The sequence below is a fragment of the Vibrio ziniensis genome, from assembly GCF_011064285.1.
Lineage (GTDB): Bacteria > Pseudomonadota > Gammaproteobacteria > Enterobacterales > Vibrionaceae > Vibrio > Vibrio ziniensis.
In genome coordinates, this window is sequence record NZ_CP049331.1 from 1854856 (window position 1) to 1874040 (window position 19185).

Consider the following 19185-nt stretch of genomic DNA (forward strand, 5'->3'; position numbering starts at 1 on the left):
TATAGCAATAATGTGCCCTAAAAAGGCTTTTCTGAACATAAACTTATTGGGGCATTGACTTTAATCGGTTATTTTTAAATTCCGCTTTCCAACGGAGTTTGTTATGAAATCAATTTGCGCTCTTTTGGCATTTATTCCATTAATCATGTCCTGCTCACCAGATAATGGCGCACAAGCTCTTGGCACTTTGGAAAGAGACAGAGTCACTTTTTCTGCCACCAGCAATGAGATCATTAGACAGCTACCAGTAAAGGAAGGGAGCCAGGTAAAAATCGGTGACGTTTTAGTGAAATTGGACACAACTAGTCAAGAGGCGGTACTGGCGCAAGCCATCGCTCAGCAGTCAAAAGCCAATGCTTACTTAACTAAACTAGCCAATGGCGAACGACCAGAAGACATCGCGGTTGCGCAAGCAAAAATCACTTTGGCAACCGCGAAGCTAACCGAGGCGAACAAAAACTATCGTCGTAAAGCGGAACTGGTGACCAAAAATCTAATTAGTGAGTCAGAAAAAGATACCGCGCTGTCAGCCAGAGATTCGGCACGGGCTGAGTTAGATTCTGCCAAAGAAGAGTTTGCTAAACTGACGGCAGGTGCCCGTGTTGAAGACATTGAACAAGCAAAAGCGGAACTTGCTGCCGCCATCGCTAACACAGCAGTTCAGCAACAGAAACTGAATGAGCTAACCATAGTAGCAACTCGTGACGGCGTATTAGACAACCTGCCCTATAATCTCGGTGAGCGCGTTTCTGTTGGTAGCATCGTTGCCGTTGTTCAAGCCAATAACTCACCTTATGCTCGTGTATACATCCCAGAGCCTTATCGAGTAAAACTCACCCAAGGAACGACTCTGGCGGTACATATCGACGGCTTAGACCGAACCTACAAAGGCACTTTGCGTTGGATTGCTAACGATCCTTCGTTCACTCCCTATTATGCACTTACAGAAAATGAACGTGCTCGCTTGATGTATCTGGCGGAAATTGATTTAGCTGAAGATGCTCAAAACCTACCGTCGGGCATTCCAGCTCAAGTTGATTTACCGTAGGTGCCGTAATGACAGAATACGCGATACAGGCAAATGAAGTCGTTAAAAGATTTGGCGACTTCACCGCGATTGAGGGTATCAATTTAAATGTTCCGAAAGGCAGCATTTATGGTTTTCTGGGTCCCAATGGTTGCGGTAAATCAACCACTATTCGAGTGCTTACGGGTTTGCTAAGCCCTACTTCGGGTTCGGTCAATGTTCTGGGCTTAGAGATACCGAGACAATCTGAGCTGCTACGTCTCAAGATCGGTTACATGACCCAGAAGTTTTCTCTTTATGACGAACTCACCGTTGAAGAAAACTTGCAGTTCATGGGACAAATCTTTGGCATGAACCGTCAAGTACTAGCTCAGAGAACCAATGAACAGTTGATGACTTATGGACTAGACAAGCGCAGAAAGCAGCGTGTGTCGAGCATGAGTGGAGGTCAGAAGCAGCGTCTAGCTTTAGCTGCCGCCACTATGCACAATCCAGAACTGCTGTTTCTTGATGAGCCAACCTCAGCGGTTGATCCAGAAAATCGTCGCGAGTTTTGGGAGCAACTCTTTGATCTTTCCTCTCAGGGAACCACCATTCTTGTCACCACCCACTACATGGACGAAGCAGAACGTTGCCACAGACTCGCCATTATGGAAGCGGGTGAAATTCGTGCTGACGACGAACCAGAAAAGCTCATGCAACACATGGGTGTAAATGTGGTGGAAGTGAAAGCGACAAATCTTCGTAAACTCAAAGAAACGTTAATCATTCGTCCAGAAATTCGCTCAGCGGCACAAGTAGGTGTGCGTCTGCGAGTCTTGATTAACAAAGAAATCAAAAATCCGATCGAATGGCTAAAAACCATTGAACCTAGCTTACAAAATGCAGAACTGGTGGTTGCACGCCCAAGTCTTGAAGATGTGTTTGTCACCGTGACAGGGAAAGGACGCCAATGAATAGCCTATTTCGGATGAAAGCAGTGATGATTAAAGAGCTTCGTCAACTGTCACGTGACCGCATCACATTTGGCATGGTAGTCATGATACCGCTTATCCAATTGCTGTTATTTGGTTTCGCTATCAATACCGATGTGCGTAATATCCCTGTGGCTGTAGTTGATCAAAGCCAAAGTGCCTTTGGTCGTTTACTCACGGAGTCAGTCAAAGTCACGCAAGTTGTCACCGTTACGGAGAAATACGCCACAGCTAAACAGGCAGAGCAAGCCATACAGCAAGGCAATGTTCGTGCAGCACTTATCCTACCTAAAGATTTGCTGCAACGGTTACAAGAAGGTCGAGAACTCGGTCAATGGTTGGTCGATGGTTCAGACACCATTATCGCAGGTTCTATCATGGGGTTGAAAGCCATGCCTCTCACAGACTTTGACTTCAAGATAAAGCCAGCAAGCACACCCACGTTTGAAATAACTCTGCTTTATAACCCTAGTCGACGTTCAGCAGTCAATATAGTACCCGGTCTTTTAGGCGTGATACTGACGATGACGATGATACTTTTTACTAGCGCAGCGATTGTGAGAGAGCGAGAACGAGGTAACCTAGAGCTGTTGATCACAACCCCCGTACATCCTATAGAACTGATGGTGGCTAAAATCGTCCCATATATTTTTGTGGGCTTGATTCAGGTATTTATCATACTGGGCTTAGGATATTATATTTTCGGTGTTCCGATTAACGGTGATATCAGCCAGATTTTATTTGGCACTTTGCTATTCATATCCGCTAGCTTAACGCTCGGTCTTATGATTTCAACATTAGCGAACACACAGCTGCAAGCAATGCAGATGACGGTGTTTATACTGCTCCCTTCTATTCTACTTTCCGGGTTCATATTTCCTTATGAAGGCATGCCGCTCGCAGCCCAGTGGATAGCTGAAGTTCTACCAGCGACGCATTTCATGAGGTTGATCAGAGGTATCGTACTTAGAGGCGCTGATTTGGTAGATTTGTGGAAAGATACTGCATGGCTGGCTGGATTTACACTTCTTGGTTTAATAGTTGCCTCACTGAGATTCAAAAAATCCTTGGATTAAGACGACTAAAACTACGTTGAGAATCTGTCGCAACTCATTATTGAATGATGCTTTCACCGCATCTCAAACAACTTTGTGAACAGTTACGCATTAGGAAAAATATGGCACAAACCACATTGACTAAAAAATGAGCAGATCCTAACTTTTTAGTGGTCACATCGTTTAAGGAGGTCAAAATGAAACGCGCGAGTAATGGCTATCGTTTGCAACTCATCAAAGAAGTTGCTATTAGAACACAAGCATCTAACGCCGACCCAACTGACCCTATGGCTTGCCATATACGAGCGATCATGTCCGAACAGCATAATTCTGAACCATTTAGAGAGATAAATAGCAAATTCAACGGCTTACACTTTGATGCCCATGCTGGTGGTTGGGTAAGTGATCGTTGGTCTTTAAAGTAAGCTCCGCTTGAGAGCACATCGTAATAAAGCTGCTTGCAATTACTGATTAGTTAAGAGTTATTGATTGCTTCAAAACAATGATTGTTGTGGGCTTTCAGATGCGGAAGCCCCTTCGTTAGAAGTCTTAGATTGTGCTATTTTTCTGCGGTAACGTTGACGACATAATTTGATAACATGAATTTGCTGCGCAGGCGTCATCTCTAGCCAGCCAAAACGTTCTTCACGTTTACGCATACACCCTCGACAATATCCTTTATCATCCATTGAGCAGACACCAATACAAGGGCTGGGCACAGTAAAAAATTCAAGCTGTTCCATTATTCTTCCTTCTGTCTGGTGATTAGGCATCGAGACGAATTTTAGCGGCAGCATCGTCTCTTTAGAATGTTGATTAACTGTTATAAGTATAGAAAAGACAAGTTTCAATTAACAATTTCGCATCGATCTGAGTGTTTCAGTATCTCTCGTTAGCGTTTAACGACTTACTCTGCATCAAATACCAAAATAAAGTGATATTGATCACTTTATTTTTGGTCTATTTATCTATTTCATCGATCCTTGTCACAAGGAAAATTTCTCGTGCTATTCAATTAAAATCGAATCGCCTAGCATTCATCGAAACGTTTCGATGAGCTGTTTTTTACCGTTACTGCGATAAAAACACTTTGTTCCAAAGACTAAACATTTGCGAAGACAAAGGTAAAACAATGAAAAAAAGCGCCCTACTGAACTCAGAACTTTCTTATTTGACTGCAACTCTTGGCCATACCGATGAGATCACTATTTGTGATGCAGGCTTACCTATTCCTGAAGAAACCCTTCGCATTGATCTAGCGTTGACTCACGGAATCCCAAGCTTTCTGGACACAGTTCGCGTGATTCTTTCTGAATCTCAAATCGAAGGTGTGGTGATGGCAAGTGAGCTCGCCCAAGTAAGCCCTGAACTTCATGCAGCTTTGCTTCAAGAATTTAAAGATGAAGAGATTCGTTGCGGTAAGAGCATCGAGATTACCTACGTATCACATGAAGAATTCAAAGTGCGCACACAAGATAGCCGCGCTGTTATCAGAACCGGTGAATGCACACCTTACGCAAACGTCATTTTCCAAGCTGGTGTGGTTTTTTAATTCCATCCCCCACTCGAAGATTGAGGAATGAGTATGACTCAACCAATTTTAGCGCTAAGCAATATCGACAAATCCTTTCCAGGGGTTAAAGCGCTCGACCAAGCAGGACTGCGTGTATATCCCGGTCGTGTAATGGCATTGATGGGTGAAAATGGCGCAGGCAAATCAACCCTGATGAAAGTACTAACTGGCATCTACACCAAAGATGCTGGTGACATTCAATATCAAGGTCAAACAGCGGCTTTCAAAGGTCCAAGAGATTCGCAACAAGCAGGTATCAGTATTATTCACCAAGAATTAAACCTGATCCCTGAACTGACAATTGCTGAGAACATCTTTCTTGGTCGCGAAAAAACCAGTTCTATGGGACGTATCCTTTGGAATGAGATGTATCAAGAAGCAGACAAACTTCTTGCTCGTTTGAATGTGAAATATAGCTCTAAAGCTCTGCTCGCCACTCTAAGTCTAGGCGAGCAACAGATGGTAGAAATTGCTAAAGCTTTATCGTTTGAATCCAAAGTCATCATCATGGATGAACCGACCGATGCTTTGACCGATACAGAAACCGAATCACTGTTCAAAGTGATTAATGAACTGCGTGATCAAGGCTGTGGCATTGTCTATATCTCTCACCGTTTAAAAGAGATTTTTGAAATCTGTGATGACGTCACGGTACTCCGTGATGGCAAATTCATCGGCGAATGCCCAGTTGCAGACATCAATGAAGATGGTCTGATTGAAATGATGGTAGGTCGCAAGTTAAATGAGCAATATCCACGTGTCGAAGTTCAACACGGTAATACATGTCTAGAAGTGATTGGCTTAACCGGTTCAGGTGTTCACGACGTAAGTTTTACGCTTAAAAAAGGCGAAATACTTGGCATTTCAGGCTTGATGGGCGCAGGTCGTACCGAGTTAATGAAAGTGATCTACGGTGCTCTGCCTTCAGAACGCGGAGTCATTAATCTCGACGGTCGCACTATCAACCCTGTGAGTCCTCAAGACGGATTAATCAACGGTATTGCGTACATTTCCGAAGACCGTAAAGGTGACGGCCTAGTCCTAGGTCTTTCTGTGAAAGAAAACATGTCATTGTGCGCTTTGGATAAGCTTTCAAAAGGCATCCAACTGCAACATGGCGACGAAGCTATCGCTGTGGAAGACTTTATCCAGTTATTCAATATCAAAACTCCATCAAGAGACCAGATCATCGGCAACTTGTCTGGTGGTAACCAGCAGAAAGTTGCTATCGCGAAAGGTCTGATGACCAAGCCAAAAGTATTGATCCTTGATGAACCTACCCGCGGTGTCGATGTGGGTGCGAAAAAAGAAATCTATCAGCTCATCAACAAGTTCAAAGCTGAGGGAATGAGCATCATCTTAGTCTCTTCTGAAATGCCAGAAGTGTTGGGTATGAGCGATCGCATTTTAGTAATGCATGAAGGTCGAATCAGTGGCGAGTTTTCTGCTAAAGACGCCAACCAAGAAAATCTATTAGCGTGTGCCGTTGGTAAAACAGTGAACGAGGAAGCAGCATGAGTACTAATACTATGAATAAAACAAATTCTGTCAGCGAAAAGAAACTGCTGAGCAAAGAGTGGCTGATCGAACAGAAATCACTCGTAGCTCTATTAGTTCTGATCGTTATCGTTTCTTTTTTAAATCCGAACTTCTTCACTATTGATAACCTGTTGAACATTCTTCGTCAGACGTCAGTAAATGCAATCATCGCAGTAGGTATGACACTAGTTATCCTCACGGGTGGCATCGATTTGAGTGTAGGTTCTGTGCTTGCGCTTTGTGGTGCATTTGCAGCAAGCCTGATTGCTATTGAAGTTCCAGTTTTGATTGCTGTGCCCACTGCACTTCTTACTGGTGCGGCATTAGGTGCCATCAGCGGTTTCATTATCGCTAAGGGTAAAGTCCAAGCGTTTATCGCGACACTAGTAACAATGACATTGCTACGCGGTGTCACCATGGTTTACACCGATGGTCGTCCAATTTCTACTGGCTTTACGGACACTGCTGATGCATTTGCATGGTTCGGTACAGGCTACATGCTCGGTGTTCCAGTACCAGTATGGTTGATGGCTATCGTATTTGCTGCTGTTTGGTATCTACTGAACCACACCCGCTTTGGTCGCTATGTTTATGCTTCAGGCGGTAACGAATCTGCTACTCGCCTCTCTGGTATCAATGTAGACAAAGTAAAAGTTGGCGTTTACTCAATCTGTGGTCTTCTTGCGGCTCTAGCAGGCATCATCGTGACGTCACGTCTATCGTCTGCTCAACCAACCGCAGGTATGGGTTATGAGTTAGATGCTATTGCTGCGGTTGTATTGGGCGGCACTAGTCTACTCGGTGGTCGAGGTAAGATTATGGGCACGCTAATTGGTGCTTTAATTATCGGTTTCCTGAACAACGCACTGAACCTACTTGATGTTTCTTCTTACTACCAAATGATTGCAAAAGCAGTAGTGATTCTGCTTGCAGTACTTGTAGACAATAAAAACAAATAATTCGTGAAACAACAGACCTAATTACGGTTAGGTCTCCCCAGCATAAGGACTATAAAATGAAAAAATTAGCAACTCTGATTTCAGCAGCACTGTTATCAACTACAGTTTCTGTTTCTGCACAGGCGCAAGATACTATGGCTATCGTAGTTTCTACTTTGAATAACCCATTCTTCGTAACCATGAAAGATGGCGCCGAAGCAAAAGCAAAAGAGTTAGGCTACAACATTATCGTTCTAGATTCGCAAAACGATCCAAGTAAAGAGCTTTCAAACGTTGAAGACCTTACTGTACGTGGCGTGAAAGCTATTCTAATCAACCCAACAGATTCAGACGCGGTTTCTAACGCAATTAGAATCGCAAACAATGCGAAGATTCCAGTATTGACTCTGGACCGTGGTGCGAGCCGTGGCACTGTAGTTAGCCACATTGCTTCAGATAACATCGTTGGTGGTGAAATGGCTGGTCACTTCATCATGGAAAAAGTGGGTGAAAAAGCAAAAGTTATTCAACTTGAAGGTATTGCTGGTACTTCTGCAGCTCGTGAACGTGGTCAAGGCTTCATGAACGCAGTAAAAGGCAGCGAAATGCAACTTCTAGCTAGCCAACCAGCGGATTTCGACCGTACTAAAGGTTTGAACGTAATGGAAAACTTGCTAGCAGCTAACCCAGATGTTCAAGCAGTATTTGCTCAAAACGACGAAATGGCACTTGGCGCACTGCGCGCGGTAAAAGCTTCTGGTAAAGATGTTGTCATCGTTGGCTTTGATGGTACTGACGACGGTATCGCAGCGGTAAACCGCGGCCAACTAGCAGCAACGGTTGCACAACAACCAGATATGATTGGTGCACTAGGTGTATCAACAGCAGATCGCGTGCTTAAAGGCGAGAAAGTGGAAGAGTACATCCCTGTTCCTCTAAAAGTTATTACTAAGTAATGATGTATGACACCTTCCCCTCACGGGGAGGGTGAAAATAGACAGTTTTAAGGTTTTGAGTCTCAACACTTTCAAATAAATAGAAACCTTAAACCTCTCTCTTTTTCCTAAAACACTGAGGACAACCTTTATGAATAAGTTGGTGGTATTCGGTAGTGTCAATGCTGACCACGTTCTTCAAGTACCGACTTTTCCTCGCCCTGGCGAAACTCTACACGGTCGTAATTACCAAGTCATTCCAGGAGGCAAAGGTGCAAACCAAGCTGTCGCAGCTGCACGAATGAAAGCAGATGTCGGTTTTATTGCTTGTGTGGGAGACGACCCATTTGGTATTAACATACGCGAAAGTTTTAAAGTTGATGGGATCAACGTATCCGGTGTAAAACTTCAACCAAACTGCCCTACTGGCATAGCGATGATTCAGGTATCAGACAGCGGCGAAAACAGTATTTGTATTTCAGCAGAAGCCAACGCAAAACTGACAGCAAATGCGATTGAGCCAAACCTAGATCAAATCCGCAATGCTCAATATTTACTTACTCAGCTTGAAACGCCACTAGATGGCATCATCAAAGCGGCGCAAGTAGCAAAAGGGGCACAGACAAAAGTTATCTTAAATCCAGCACCAGCGCGCGAGTTGCCAGACGAACTTCTCAGCTGTGTGGATATTATTACGCCAAATGAGACCGAAGCCGAAGTACTAACAGGTATTACGGTATCTGACGATCAGACAGCTCAACAAGCGGCAGACTCACTTCATCGTAAAGGTATCGAAACTGTGATGATTACACTAGGAGCAAAAGGTGTATGGTTGAGCCAACAAGGCAAAGGCGGCATCATTCCCGGGTTTAGAGTGAAAGCGACAGACACAACCGCAGCTGGTGATACTTTCAACGGTGCTTTTGTTACTGGCTTGTTAGAAGAAATGCCTTTAGAATCAGCAATTAAATTTGCACATGCAGCCGCAGCGATTTCTGTTACTCGCTTTGGCGCACAAACCTCTATTCCACAACGTGCAGAGGTTGATGCATTCTTAGCCGAACAAAATTAAGGATACTAGTTTCATGGCAACAATGAAGGACCTCGCAAAGCTCGCCGGAGTTTCAACATCCACTGTTAGCCATGTCATCAATAAAACCCGTTTCGTAAGCGATGAAATTGCGGAACGGGTCAATAAAGCAGCTCAAGAACTCAACTATGCGCCTTCCGCTTTAGCTCGCAGCCTTAAAATGAACCGCACCAAAACTATAGGTATGTTGATGACCACGTCGACCAACCCATTTTTTGGTGAAGTCGTAAAAGGCGTTGAACGCAACTGTTACCAACAAGGTTACAATTTGATTCTGTGCAATACAGAAGGCGATCACGAGCGAATGAAAGCCTCTATCAATACCCTGCTGCAAAAACGCGTCGACGGCATTATTTTAATGTGTTCAACACTGGTTGGTGAACGCATTGATGAGTTTGAACGCTACCCAGATATTCCCGTTGTTGTTATGGACTGGGGACCAATGTTGTTCTCCAGCGATAAGATCCAAGATAACTCATTATTTGGTGGGTACATCGCAACAAAACATCTGATTGAATGCGGTCACAAGCACATTGGTTGTATCACTGGGCCTTTACATCATCACCAAGCCCAAATGCGCTATGAAGGTTACAAGCGTGCCCTACGCGAAGCAAAGCTAGAGATTAATCCTGATTGGGTTGTTGAGTCTGATTTTGAATGCCAAGGCGGATACGACTCTTTTAATAAGCTATTGAAATCAGGGTCGCTACCTAGTGCTATTTTTGTAGGAAACGACATGATGGCTATGGGTGTGATTAACGCAGCGAATGAAAACAATGTTAGCGTGCCAGATGATCTCTCCATTATTGGTTACGACGATATCCACATCGCCAAGTTTATGTCGCCCGCATTAACGACAATTCATCAACCTAAGTTTCGCCTAGGAAAATCGGCGGTTGATACTTTGTTGAAAAAACTCAATAAACAGAGTAATAAACCAGAAATCATTCAGCTTGAACCAACTCTCACGATCCGTAAAAGTGTAAAAAATGTAGTAACTGCTGAGTAAAGAAGGTGCCACTTAAATAAAATACCTATATATCAATAAGTAGAAAATAATCCAATGTAAAACCCTACTTAATATATGACTTTGTACTGACAAAATCAGAATGTTATTACTTATACTGTGCGGAATTTCCAGATTCGGAGCAAAAATTATGAAGCTTATTTCTAAATCACTTGTTGTTGCAGTTTCGCTGCCTGTTCTTTTAACGGCTTGCCAAAGTACAGGTGATGAGGCTCGAATTACGGCTCAAGATCTACAACATCACAATTGGGAACTAACTCAGGTTAACGGCCATGATATCGTTAAGAATGAACGTTTAAAAACACCTTATTTAGAAATTGGCGAGAAGATGATCGCTAATGGTAATGCGGGATGTAATAACTTCTTTGGTCAAGCTGAACTTAAGGACAACAAGTTCCGTATTGAGAAAATGGGCAAAACCATGAAGATGTGTATTGGTGACATTATGGACACTGAACAAGCAGTTTCTCAAACGTTACAAGGCTGGAGTGACATCACCTTAACTAAAGATTCTTTAGTGCTGAAAAACGATGTGCACACCCTGACATTCAAACTTGCAGACTATATGAACTAATCGTAGGTCACCATAAAAAATAGCAGCCACTGGCTGCTATTTTTGTATTCGATGAACAGAGATTAACTCAGCTAAACACCAATGCTTTTAGTGCTGACTCCGAATTTATATCTGCAAATTCTGGTGGATTATCCAAGCGATATTGGAAGGTTAAACTCGGTGCTTCCACTGCCATTCCTTCAATCAGAAAATCACTGCTCACCATTGGTGAATTGACACAAGCAAGCACTTCACCATTTTCGTTCAATAACTCAGGTAAACGGCGAAGAATACGCTGATAGTCTTTTGTGAGTGCAAAGCTGCCTTTTTGGAATGATGGCGGGTCGATAATAATCAGATCATACGGACCAGACTTTTTAATTTTGCCCCACGATTTAAAAATATCGTGCCCAAGAAAACTCACCTTGTTCAGGTTGTGCTGGTTCACCAGATGATTCTCACGTCCTTTTGACAAAGACCCTTTCGCCATATCGACATTCACTACCTTGTCTGCATCACCAGCGATTGCTGCCACAGAAAAGCCGCAGGTGTAAGCAAATAGGTTGAGAACAGTCTTATGCTTTGCGTGCTCTCGTACCCAGTCACGGCCTAACCGCATATCAAGGAACAAACCAAAGTTTTGGTTTCTGCCAATATCAAGCTGATACTTCAATCCACTTTCAACTACGATGGGTTTCGCATCCAGATCTCCCCACAATACTTGTGAATGAGCTCCGTCAGCATAACGGTGTTGAAGCAAGATGCAGCTTCCATTTCGCTGTTGCCACAGGCTAGATTGAGACAATGTTTGCAAGCCTTGTTCAAGAGCTTGTAGAAAGTCTTCTTCCACTTCTTTAAACAGATTTACAACCAGTTGCCCTTGCAACCAGTCACAAGTAATTTGCTCAAGCCCTTCCCAACGTTGACCGCGACCATGAAACAGTCGACGAACTTCATCAGGGGCTTGTTCTAACTGAGCGTTCAGCTCTTCAAAAAAAACGGGTAAAGCAGAAAGTTGCATAATATTACTTTTTCACTGATGGCCAACTTAGTGACCAAGGTTCTAACCATAATTCGATGCTTTGGCTAACAGCATCATCATTCCATTTAAGACCGAGGTATTCTTTACCTCTTGGATCACAGACAAATTGGAAAGCTTCGCCTGAATAGACAAATTTCAGAGCGAACGCATGTAAGTAACCGCGATCGGATTCATTAGAAGTATTGTAAATAGGATCACCCACAATTGCTGAACCAATCGACTTGAGTGCCACACGAATCTGATGTGTTTTGCCTGTATGAGGCTTACAAAGAAACAACCGCTCCCCTGGTTGAGCCGCCGCTGAGAAGAATTGCGTTACAGCAGGGCTATGTTGGCTAGCAATCAATTTCCAAGAAGAACGCCGTGAACGTTCCATATCACCACTGATTAAACCCTGTTTCTTTTTCGGCTTTTTGCTGCCAAGAGCCAAATAAAATTTTTCAACATCTCGATGGGCAAACGCCTGAGATAACTCGCTGGCAGCCTGAGCATTTCTCGCCAACAACAGGATGCCCGATGTCATCTTATCTAATCGGTGAACTAAATAGAGCTGAGAATCATCACTGACCTTACCGACTTCTTGCAAAAGCATGGTATCGCCATCATCTTTGTGCACCGAAACATTCGGGTGTTTGTTGATAACGAGAAAATCAGGATGAGTAAATAGAATATCGAACATTTTGCCCCTCAATAATGGACGGTCATTATACTCAACTGAGAATAAAGGTCAGTAAAACATTACAGTAGTCCGATAGCATGAAAACGAAAAAGGTCGCTAAAAAGCGACCTTTCAAATTTGAGCATCTGTCTTATGCAAAGAACTGTTAGGCAAAGAATACTAGAAGCATTAGCACTGGACATACAAAACGCACATAGGTCGGCCAAATTTTCCAGAACCAGCTACTTTCAATCTCTGGGTAGCCTTCTTTAAGCTCGTTCAACACTTGGTTACGGTTCCAAATCCAACCCGCTAGAAGTGTAATCAAAAGCGCAATAATCGGCTGCGAATAAACTGTAGTGAACTGAATAACTAAAACAAATAGGCTTGAGAAATTCATCACGATCACACCAGAAGCAATCGTCACTAGACCTCCGATCCACAGTACTGCGGTATTACGGTTTTGGTTCAATTCTTCTGTAGCACAAGATACAGGCACTTCTAACATTGAAATTGATGAAGTTAGAGCCGCAATAATCATTAGTAAAAAGAACACGATACCTATGATTGCACCAACCGAACCCATAGTATCAAACATTGCCGGTAGTACTGTAAAAACAAGCGTATCTGAATTTAGAAGTTCACCCGATTCAGAGAAAATCTCTACACCGTGATTTTTCGCTACAAACATTGCAGGCAGAATCACTAGACCTGCAATAAATGCAACGCCAGTATCAATAAGAGCTACTTGAGCTGCAGTCTTGGGAATGTTGGTGTCTTTCTTCAGGTATGAACCGTATGTCGTCATTACACACACACCTAAAGATAGAGAAAAGAATGCTTGTCCCATCGCGCCTACAATTAACGATGGCGTGAAGTGAGAGAAATCAGGGATAAGATACATCTTCAGACCTTCCATAGAGCCTTCTTGAGTAAAGATGTATACCGTTAGCAAGGCAAACAGTACAAATAGTAGCGGCATTAAACGAGTTGACCACTTTTCGATACCGTCAGCAACACCACTACGAACAACATACATGGTGATTGCCATGAACGATACCATCAACACTAGGTTACGTTCAGTGCCAAAACTGGTTAGCCAATGACTCGCACTGTCCATACCGATAAGCGTTAAGCCACTACCAAAGAAAGAGCCGATCAACCAGCCAGCGACGATAGCGTAGAACGCCAAAATCAAAGACACCACAATCAAACCCACTACGCCAAGCAAAATTGCGCCAGCTTTGCCTTTAGGCCATACAGATTTGAATGAACTGATTGGGTTCGATTGACCATAGCGACCAATGGTCAGTTCCGCTACCAACATCGGAAATGCAAGTAAGAAAACCATAGCCAGATAAACAAAAAGAAATACCGCGCCACCATTACTAGCAGCTTGAGTTGGGAAGCCCCAAACGTTTCCTAAGCCTACAGCAGAACCCGCTGCTGCCATAATGAAGCCAAATCGAGAGGTGAACTGTCCTCTAGAACTACTTGCCATAATTATTATACCGATGTGTATTTGCGTTATATGTTTGTCGATATCTGACGATTTTGTGTAAATTAAAGTTTACACAAGTAAAAATATCAATAGATATCGAGGAGGTGGCAAGTAAAACAGTTTGAGAATAAAATTGGAAGCCCGAACAGACTAATTTGTGGCATTTAGATCTCTTATCTAGATTAAATGATGCTTTTTTAGTCTATTTGCAAGAATTTACTCCTACATGCAAAAGTGATTTAAAAGCTTCCCTCTGCAACTCTTTTACATTCGTTTACGCTAATTTCTTTCTTCACTTATGCTTTAGATTTAATATCAATAGTAGGTATTTCATAGATAAGTGGCTCATGGATAAGGTTTATCATTTTTTAACACTTGCTAGCATTGCACTTTACTGGTTCCTAGTCGCTGGTGTCACACTACGCGTGGTGCTAAAACGTAATGCTGTGAGCGTCTCCCTAGCCTGGCTGATGGTCATTTATATCCTGCCAATTCTCGGGGTGATCTGTTACTTCCTGTTTGGTGAACTCAACTTGGGGCGTAAACGCGCAGACAGAGCCAAAGATATGTTCACACCGTTTGGTGAGTGGTTTCAGTCTTTGAATGAGTGTAAGGCTCATATGCCTGAGACCATGGGGGCACATATCTATAAAATTGACGAGCTGTGTAACTACCGCATGGGTATCCCGGCCCTCTCTGGTAATACCTTGTCGTTACTAAACTCTCCGAACGAAATTCTCCACTCCATCATTGATGATATCGAGCAAGCACAGTCAACTATTCGCATTGTTTTCTACATTTGGCATCCAGGTGGATTAGCGGACTCTGTCGCCTCTGCCTTGATTCAAGCAGCAAAGCGCGGTGTTGATGTAAAAGTCCTTTTAGACTCTGCGGGTAGCCCACGGTTCTTCCGTAGCCATTGGGAAAAAATGATGCGAGATGCAGGCATTGAACTTATTCAAGCCCTAGAAGTGAGTCCTTGGCGTATATTCTTGCGTCGTCTCGATCTTCGCCAACACCGCAAAATTATCGTTATCGACAATAAAGTGGCTTATACAGGCTCAATGAACATGGTTGACCCAGCTTATTTCAAACGGAAATCCGGTGTCGGTCAGTGGATTGATATTATGGTTCGCATAACTGGACCTACCGTAAATGTACTCTCTGCCATTCACTGCTGGGACTGGGAAGTCGAGACAGGTAAACGAGAACTGCCCCCACAACCAGAATGCCTAATTAACCCTCACCTGCCACAACATCCAATCCAGGTAGTTCCGTCTGGTCCAGGTATGCCCGAGAATTTAATATCTCAAGTGCTGACCTTAGCGATTAATCAGGCAAACGAATCGGTATGTATCACTACACCGTATTTCGTACCAAGTGCAGATCTGTTGGCTACGCTGAAAATGACGGCACAACGGGGAATTAAAGTGGATTTAATCATCCCGTTAAAGAATGACTCTTTGATGGTTCAATGGGCTTCAAGAGCATTCTATGGCGAGCTGCTGGAAGCTGGTGTCACCATCCACAAATTCTACGGTGGTTTGCTACATACCAAATCCGTTGTGATTGATAGAAAATTCTGCCTAGTCGGAACCGTGAACCTAGATATGCGCAGCTTATGGCTGAATTTTGAAGTAACACTCGCTGTCGATGATCAGGAATTCACTGAAGAAATGCACTGGTTGCAACAAAGCTATATCGAACAATCAAAAGAAGTTGAGTATGAACGTTGGGAGAAACGTCCACTTGGTTATCGCTTCCTAGAACGAGTGTTCTACTTGTTTAACCCACTTCTTTGATCTTTTTACTGTTGTAGGGTTGCAATCAAACCTAGCTCCATGGTTTAAATAGGCAAACGATGTATAGATGTATATGACAAGGACAAACCATGGCAGAAGGAAAAAAAACTACGCTAGTCACCGCTGGTCGTAATAAAAAGTGGACCAACGGAGTAGTTAACCCGCCCGTTCAACGAGCTTCAACAATTGTGTTTAATAGCGTTGCGGAGAAAAATCACGCAGCGGCAAATCGCACCAATAAAACACTATTTTATGGACGCCGTGGTACAACAACGCACTTTGCTTTTCAAGAAGCGATGAATGAAGTGGAAGGCGGAGCTGGCTGTGCACTCTATCCTTGTGGTACGGCTGCAATTAGCAACACCATTCTGTCTTTCGTGGAAACAGGCGATCATATCCTGATGGTCGATACCTGTTACGAACCTACTCGCGATTTTTGTAACAAAATGCTCGCTAAACTGGGTGTAGAAACCACTTACTTTGATCCTATGATTGGCGAAGAGATTCGTTCACTGATCAAACCAAACACCAAATTGCTATTCTTGGAATCTCCTGGATCTATAACCATGGAAGTACAAGATGTTCCATTACTATCAAGTATTGCCCATCAGCATGACATCATCGTCGTGCTGGACAATACTTGGGGGGCTGGCGTGAATTTCTCTCCATTCGATCACGGCGTCGATATTTCTGTTCAAGCGGCAACGAAATACATAGTAGGTCACTCCGATGTGATGCTTGGCACCGCAGTATCCATTGAAAAGTACTGGCCACAATTGCGCGAGCAAAGCTACTTAATGGGACAATGTGTGTCTCCTGACGATGCCTACTTAGGTTTACGTGGTTTGCGTACCTTAGATGTTCGTCTCCGCCAACATGCAGAAAGCAGTATAAAAGTTGCCGAATGGCTAGCAACTCGACCAGAAGTTGATCATGTTCGCCATCCAGGTCTCCCTTCCTGCCCGGGACATGAGATTTTCAAACGTGATTTTACTGGGGGTAATGGTCTGTTCTCATTTGTGCTTAAAACTACATGCCCCAAAGCAACCACAGCTCTACTGGATGGAATGAAGCATTTCAGTATGGGTTACTCATGGGGTGGTTTTGAAAGTCTCATCCTAGCAAATGAGCCAAATAGTTTTAATAGCTTGCGCACTGTAGCAAACCCACACTTTGAAGGGACGCTTATCCGTCTGCATATCGGTTTGGAAGATGTGAACGATTTGATTGCTGATCTAGAATCTGGATTAGCTCGTTATAATTCGGTGATTTTGGAACAAGCAGTTACCGCTTAACCTTACTTCTGCGATGACATAATAGTCGTCGTACTAAATAAGCGAAAAAGAGCACTCTCAAGTGCTCTTTTTAATCTGTTTTGACTATAGCACTACTTTTTAGGACAGTGTTCGAGGTGGTCATTAACCATTCCTACCGCTTGCATTAACGAGTAGCAAATAGTTTCACCAACAAATTTAAAGCCTCTTTTTTTTAGAAACTTACTCATCGCTTTTGACTCATCAGTAGACACTGGTACTTGGCTCATATCCTGCCAGTGATTCACTTTTGGATGACCATCAACAAACTGCCATAACGCTTTATCAATCGAACCAAACTCCTTTTTGAGTTCAATCGCGGCTCTTGCATTGGAAAACACAGAAGCAATTTTTCCTTTGTGCTTAACCACATCAAAGTTATCGATAATAGCCTGAACATGAGCTTCATCGTATTTAGCCAATTTATTGATATCGTAGTCTTCAAACGCCTGGCGATAACCTTCACGCTTTTTCAAAATCGTTATCCAACTTAACCCTGCCTGTGCACCTTCAAGAGTAATAAACTCAAACAACTTCGTATCATCATGAACAGGTACTCCCCACTCTGCATCATGATAACCTCGCTCTAAAGGATTCTTCATTGCCCAAGCACAGGTGTTGTCCGCGTTGTTAGCCATATCGTTAGTTTTCCTTTGTTTTAGGATCAGTTTTTATAATTTTTTGAATTCTCGATTAACGTTAAAAGCTTCCGATGTGACATAAGCTTCCATATTACGCACTCTCTTTTCAACCTTGTTTAAATCCTCATTCAAGGTGTTGAGCAATGCATCGGCTGCTTGTCCTTGCTCCCAAGGCTTACTTTTTAACGTATGCTCTCGCTGTGATTTTACCGTTTGCTGATACTGGTATGGTTGTTTTTCTAACATCAACATCAAAGCGACATACGCCAACACAATCAGAAAACCGCCCCCCAGTAAACCAGCAGAGATAACCAATATACGAACTACCCACACTTCCAAACCGAAGTAGTTTGCCAGACCTGCACAAACACCTCCTAATTTGCCGTTTACTGGGTCTCGGTATAACTCTCGGCTATTCATAGTTTCTTCTCCAGTTTGGAGACTCTACATCGAGGATTCGTTCTAAAGTTTCCACGCGAGCTTGTAAGCCACTCGCCTTGTCCGAAATTTGTTGCAGCATTTCATACTCTTCAGATGAGAGTCCGCTCCCCACTTTACGTTTGCTCCGATAGTGAAGAAACAGCCACAGTGGCGCGACAAAAATCAGGAAGACAATAAGAGGTCCAGCAAAAAATACTGAAGCCATAAACTACTCCTATTATTTAAGTTATTGGACTATTGCTGATGCTGTTGCATTTGTTGTTTTAGCTTTGCTAACTCTTGTTCAATTTCATCTTGTGCTTGAAGCTCAGCAAACTCTTGGTCAAGGGATTTGCCTTGTGTTGACTGAGCATACAGATCCGCTTCAGCTTCCAATTCATCCACTTTGCGTGAATATTGTTCAAACTTAGCCATTGCTTCGTCAGTTCGGCTTGTATGCAAATGACGCTGAACATTACGTCTATTGACCGCTGTTTGCGAACGGATAGCAAGAGCCTGCTGCTTCGCACGAGTTTCGGTGATTTTGCTTTCTAACTTAGTGATTTCACCAGTGAGTTTATCAATGGTTTCTTCAACCAATGTCTGCTCTGTGTGCAGACTTTTCAATACTGATTGTAGCTTTTGCTTTTCAATCAAAGCCGCACGCGCCAAGTCTTCACGCTGTTTGTTCAACGCTAATGTAGCCTTACTTTGCCAATCTTCAATTTGTTCATCAATACTCGCTACTTTACGAGCCAGCTCCTTTTTGTCGGCAATAGCTTTGGCAGAGTTGGTACGAACTTCCACCAAGGTGTCTTCCATTTCTTGGATAATAAGACGAATCATTTTTTCAGGGTCTTCGGCTTTATCTAGCAATGCGCTGATATTGGAATTAACGATGTCTGCAAAACGAGAAAAAATACCCATATTTCACTCCTTACTCACTATTTAGCTGTTTGAACCTGTTACAGTGAATCTTGTTCCAAGTTTTATGCCAGATTTTCACGCTATACTTTTCAGCTAGTTAGATTGAAACATTAAAAAACCAAGACTATGCTATAAACGTTTTCGCCAATAGTTGGTTAATTTCGCCAATA

21 protein-coding genes are annotated in these 19185 nt (G+C 43.1%); 13 read left to right on the plus strand and 8 right to left on the minus strand.

Annotated elements, in window-relative coordinates; all coding sequences use genetic code 11:
• Nucleotides 1-103: 103 nt before the first annotated feature.
• The 4 genes from G5S32_RS08445 (at nt 104) to G5S32_RS08460 (ending at nt 3481) form a co-directional block, all read left to right on the plus strand.
• The gene (locus G5S32_RS08445) at nt 104-1048 is read left to right on the plus strand and encodes an HlyD family secretion protein (protein ID WP_165311598.1); all 945 of its coding nucleotides are present in this window, start codon (nt 104-106) and stop codon (nt 1046-1048) included.
• A gap of 8 nt (nt 1049-1056) precedes the next feature.
• The gene (locus G5S32_RS08450) at nt 1057-1983 is read left to right on the plus strand and encodes an ABC transporter ATP-binding protein (RefSeq protein WP_165311599.1); all 927 of its coding nucleotides are present in this window, start codon (nt 1057-1059) and stop codon (nt 1981-1983) included.
• On the plus strand, nt 1980-3077 hold the full coding sequence (locus G5S32_RS08455) for an ABC transporter permease (protein WP_165311600.1): 1098 nt from the start codon (nt 1980-1982) through the stop codon (nt 3075-3077). The genes G5S32_RS08450 and G5S32_RS08455 overlap by 4 nt, the downstream gene beginning before the upstream one ends.
• A 176-nt stretch (nt 3078-3253) precedes the next feature.
• Entirely contained in the window at nt 3254-3481 is a 228-nt protein-coding gene (locus tag G5S32_RS08460; protein ID WP_165311601.1) for a hypothetical protein, read from the plus strand.
• 69 nt (nt 3482-3550) lie between these two features.
• Here G5S32_RS08460 and G5S32_RS08465 read toward each other — a convergent pair whose 3' ends face one another.
• Nucleotides 3551-3799 (minus strand): DUF1289 domain-containing protein, encoded by a 249-nt coding sequence (locus G5S32_RS08465; RefSeq protein WP_165311602.1) that lies wholly within the window; start codon nt 3797-3799, stop codon nt 3551-3553.
• A gap of 389 nt (nt 3800-4188) precedes the next feature.
• Between G5S32_RS08465 and rbsD the strand changes: the two genes are divergently transcribed.
• The 7 genes from rbsD to G5S32_RS08500 all read left to right on the plus strand — a co-directional run bounded on the left by rbsD (nt 4189) and on the right by G5S32_RS08500 (nt 10732).
• Nucleotides 4189-4608: a D-ribose pyranase gene (rbsD, locus tag G5S32_RS08470; RefSeq protein ID WP_165311603.1), complete on the plus strand. Its 420-nt coding sequence runs from the start codon at nt 4189-4191 to the stop codon at nt 4606-4608.
• A gap of 33 nt (nt 4609-4641) precedes the next feature.
• Complete coding sequence (gene rbsA, locus G5S32_RS08475; protein WP_165311604.1) at nt 4642-6147, plus strand: ribose ABC transporter ATP-binding protein RbsA; 1506 nt, start codon at nt 4642-4644, stop codon at nt 6145-6147.
• Complete coding sequence (gene rbsC, locus G5S32_RS08480; RefSeq protein WP_165311605.1) at nt 6144-7127, plus strand: ribose ABC transporter permease; 984 nt, start codon at nt 6144-6146, stop codon at nt 7125-7127. The genes rbsA and rbsC overlap by 4 nt, the downstream gene beginning before the upstream one ends.
• Before the next feature lie 56 nt (nt 7128-7183).
• Nucleotides 7184-8062, plus strand: a complete 879-nt coding sequence (rbsB, locus tag G5S32_RS08485; protein WP_165311606.1) for a ribose ABC transporter substrate-binding protein RbsB — start codon at nt 7184-7186, stop codon at nt 8060-8062.
• A gap of 130 nt (nt 8063-8192) precedes the next feature.
• Complete coding sequence (gene rbsK, locus G5S32_RS08490) at nt 8193-9113, plus strand: ribokinase (protein WP_165311607.1); 921 nt, start codon at nt 8193-8195, stop codon at nt 9111-9113.
• Between the two features lie 13 nt (nt 9114-9126).
• The gene (locus G5S32_RS08495; protein WP_165311608.1) at nt 9127-10140 is read left to right on the plus strand and encodes a substrate-binding domain-containing protein; all 1014 of its coding nucleotides are present in this window, start codon (nt 9127-9129) and stop codon (nt 10138-10140) included.
• Nucleotides 10141-10288: 148 nt separating this feature from the next.
• Complete coding sequence (locus tag G5S32_RS08500) at nt 10289-10732, plus strand: META domain-containing protein (RefSeq protein WP_165311609.1); 444 nt, start codon at nt 10289-10291, stop codon at nt 10730-10732.
• Between the two features lie 67 nt (nt 10733-10799).
• Here G5S32_RS08500 and G5S32_RS08505 read toward each other — a convergent pair whose 3' ends face one another.
• The 3 genes from G5S32_RS08505 to G5S32_RS08515 all read right to left on the minus strand — a co-directional run bounded on the left by G5S32_RS08505 (nt 10800) and on the right by G5S32_RS08515 (nt 13912).
• Nucleotides 10800-11732 carry a class I SAM-dependent methyltransferase gene (locus G5S32_RS08505; RefSeq protein WP_165311610.1) on the minus strand — a complete coding sequence of 311 codons (933 nt, stop codon included), beginning with the start codon at nt 11730-11732 and terminating at the stop codon, nt 10800-10802.
• A 4-nt stretch (nt 11733-11736) separates the two neighbouring features.
• Complete coding sequence (locus G5S32_RS08510) at nt 11737-12432, minus strand: TIGR01621 family pseudouridine synthase (protein WP_165311611.1); 696 nt, start codon at nt 12430-12432, stop codon at nt 11737-11739.
• A gap of 145 nt (nt 12433-12577) precedes the next feature.
• Nucleotides 12578-13912, minus strand: a complete 1335-nt coding sequence (locus G5S32_RS08515; protein ID WP_165311612.1) for a sodium-dependent transporter — start codon at nt 13910-13912, stop codon at nt 12578-12580.
• Between the two features lie 347 nt (nt 13913-14259).
• Between G5S32_RS08515 and cls the strand changes: the two genes are divergently transcribed.
• Complete coding sequence (cls, locus tag G5S32_RS08520; RefSeq protein WP_165311613.1) at nt 14260-15714, plus strand: cardiolipin synthase; 1455 nt, start codon at nt 14260-14262, stop codon at nt 15712-15714.
• An 89-nt stretch (nt 15715-15803) separates the two neighbouring features.
• Nucleotides 15804-17009 carry a cystathionine beta-lyase gene (locus tag G5S32_RS08525; RefSeq protein ID WP_165311614.1) on the plus strand — a complete coding sequence of 402 codons (1206 nt, stop codon included), beginning with the start codon at nt 15804-15806 and terminating at the stop codon, nt 17007-17009.
• Nucleotides 17010-17101: 92 nt separating this feature from the next.
• Here G5S32_RS08525 and G5S32_RS08530 read toward each other — a convergent pair whose 3' ends face one another.
• Genes G5S32_RS08530 through pspA form a run of 4 tightly spaced genes read right to left on the minus strand, consistent with a single transcriptional unit; the run spans nt 17102 to nt 19015 of the window.
• Nucleotides 17102-17665, minus strand: a complete 564-nt coding sequence (locus G5S32_RS08530; protein ID WP_165311615.1) for a DNA-3-methyladenine glycosylase I — start codon at nt 17663-17665, stop codon at nt 17102-17104.
• Nucleotides 17666-17698: 33 nt separating this feature from the next.
• Nucleotides 17699-18088, minus strand: coding sequence for an envelope stress response membrane protein PspC (gene pspC / locus G5S32_RS08535; protein ID WP_165311616.1), 390 nt, complete (start codon nt 18086-18088; stop codon nt 17699-17701).
• Entirely contained in the window at nt 18081-18314 is a 234-nt protein-coding gene (gene pspB / locus G5S32_RS08540) for an envelope stress response membrane protein PspB (RefSeq protein WP_165311617.1), read from the minus strand. Before pspB ends, pspC begins: the two co-directional genes overlap by 8 nt.
• Before the next feature lie 29 nt (nt 18315-18343).
• Nucleotides 18344-19015, minus strand: a complete 672-nt coding sequence (gene pspA, locus G5S32_RS08545) for a phage shock protein PspA (protein WP_165311618.1) — start codon at nt 19013-19015, stop codon at nt 18344-18346.
• Nucleotides 19016-19185 lie beyond the last annotated feature (170 nt).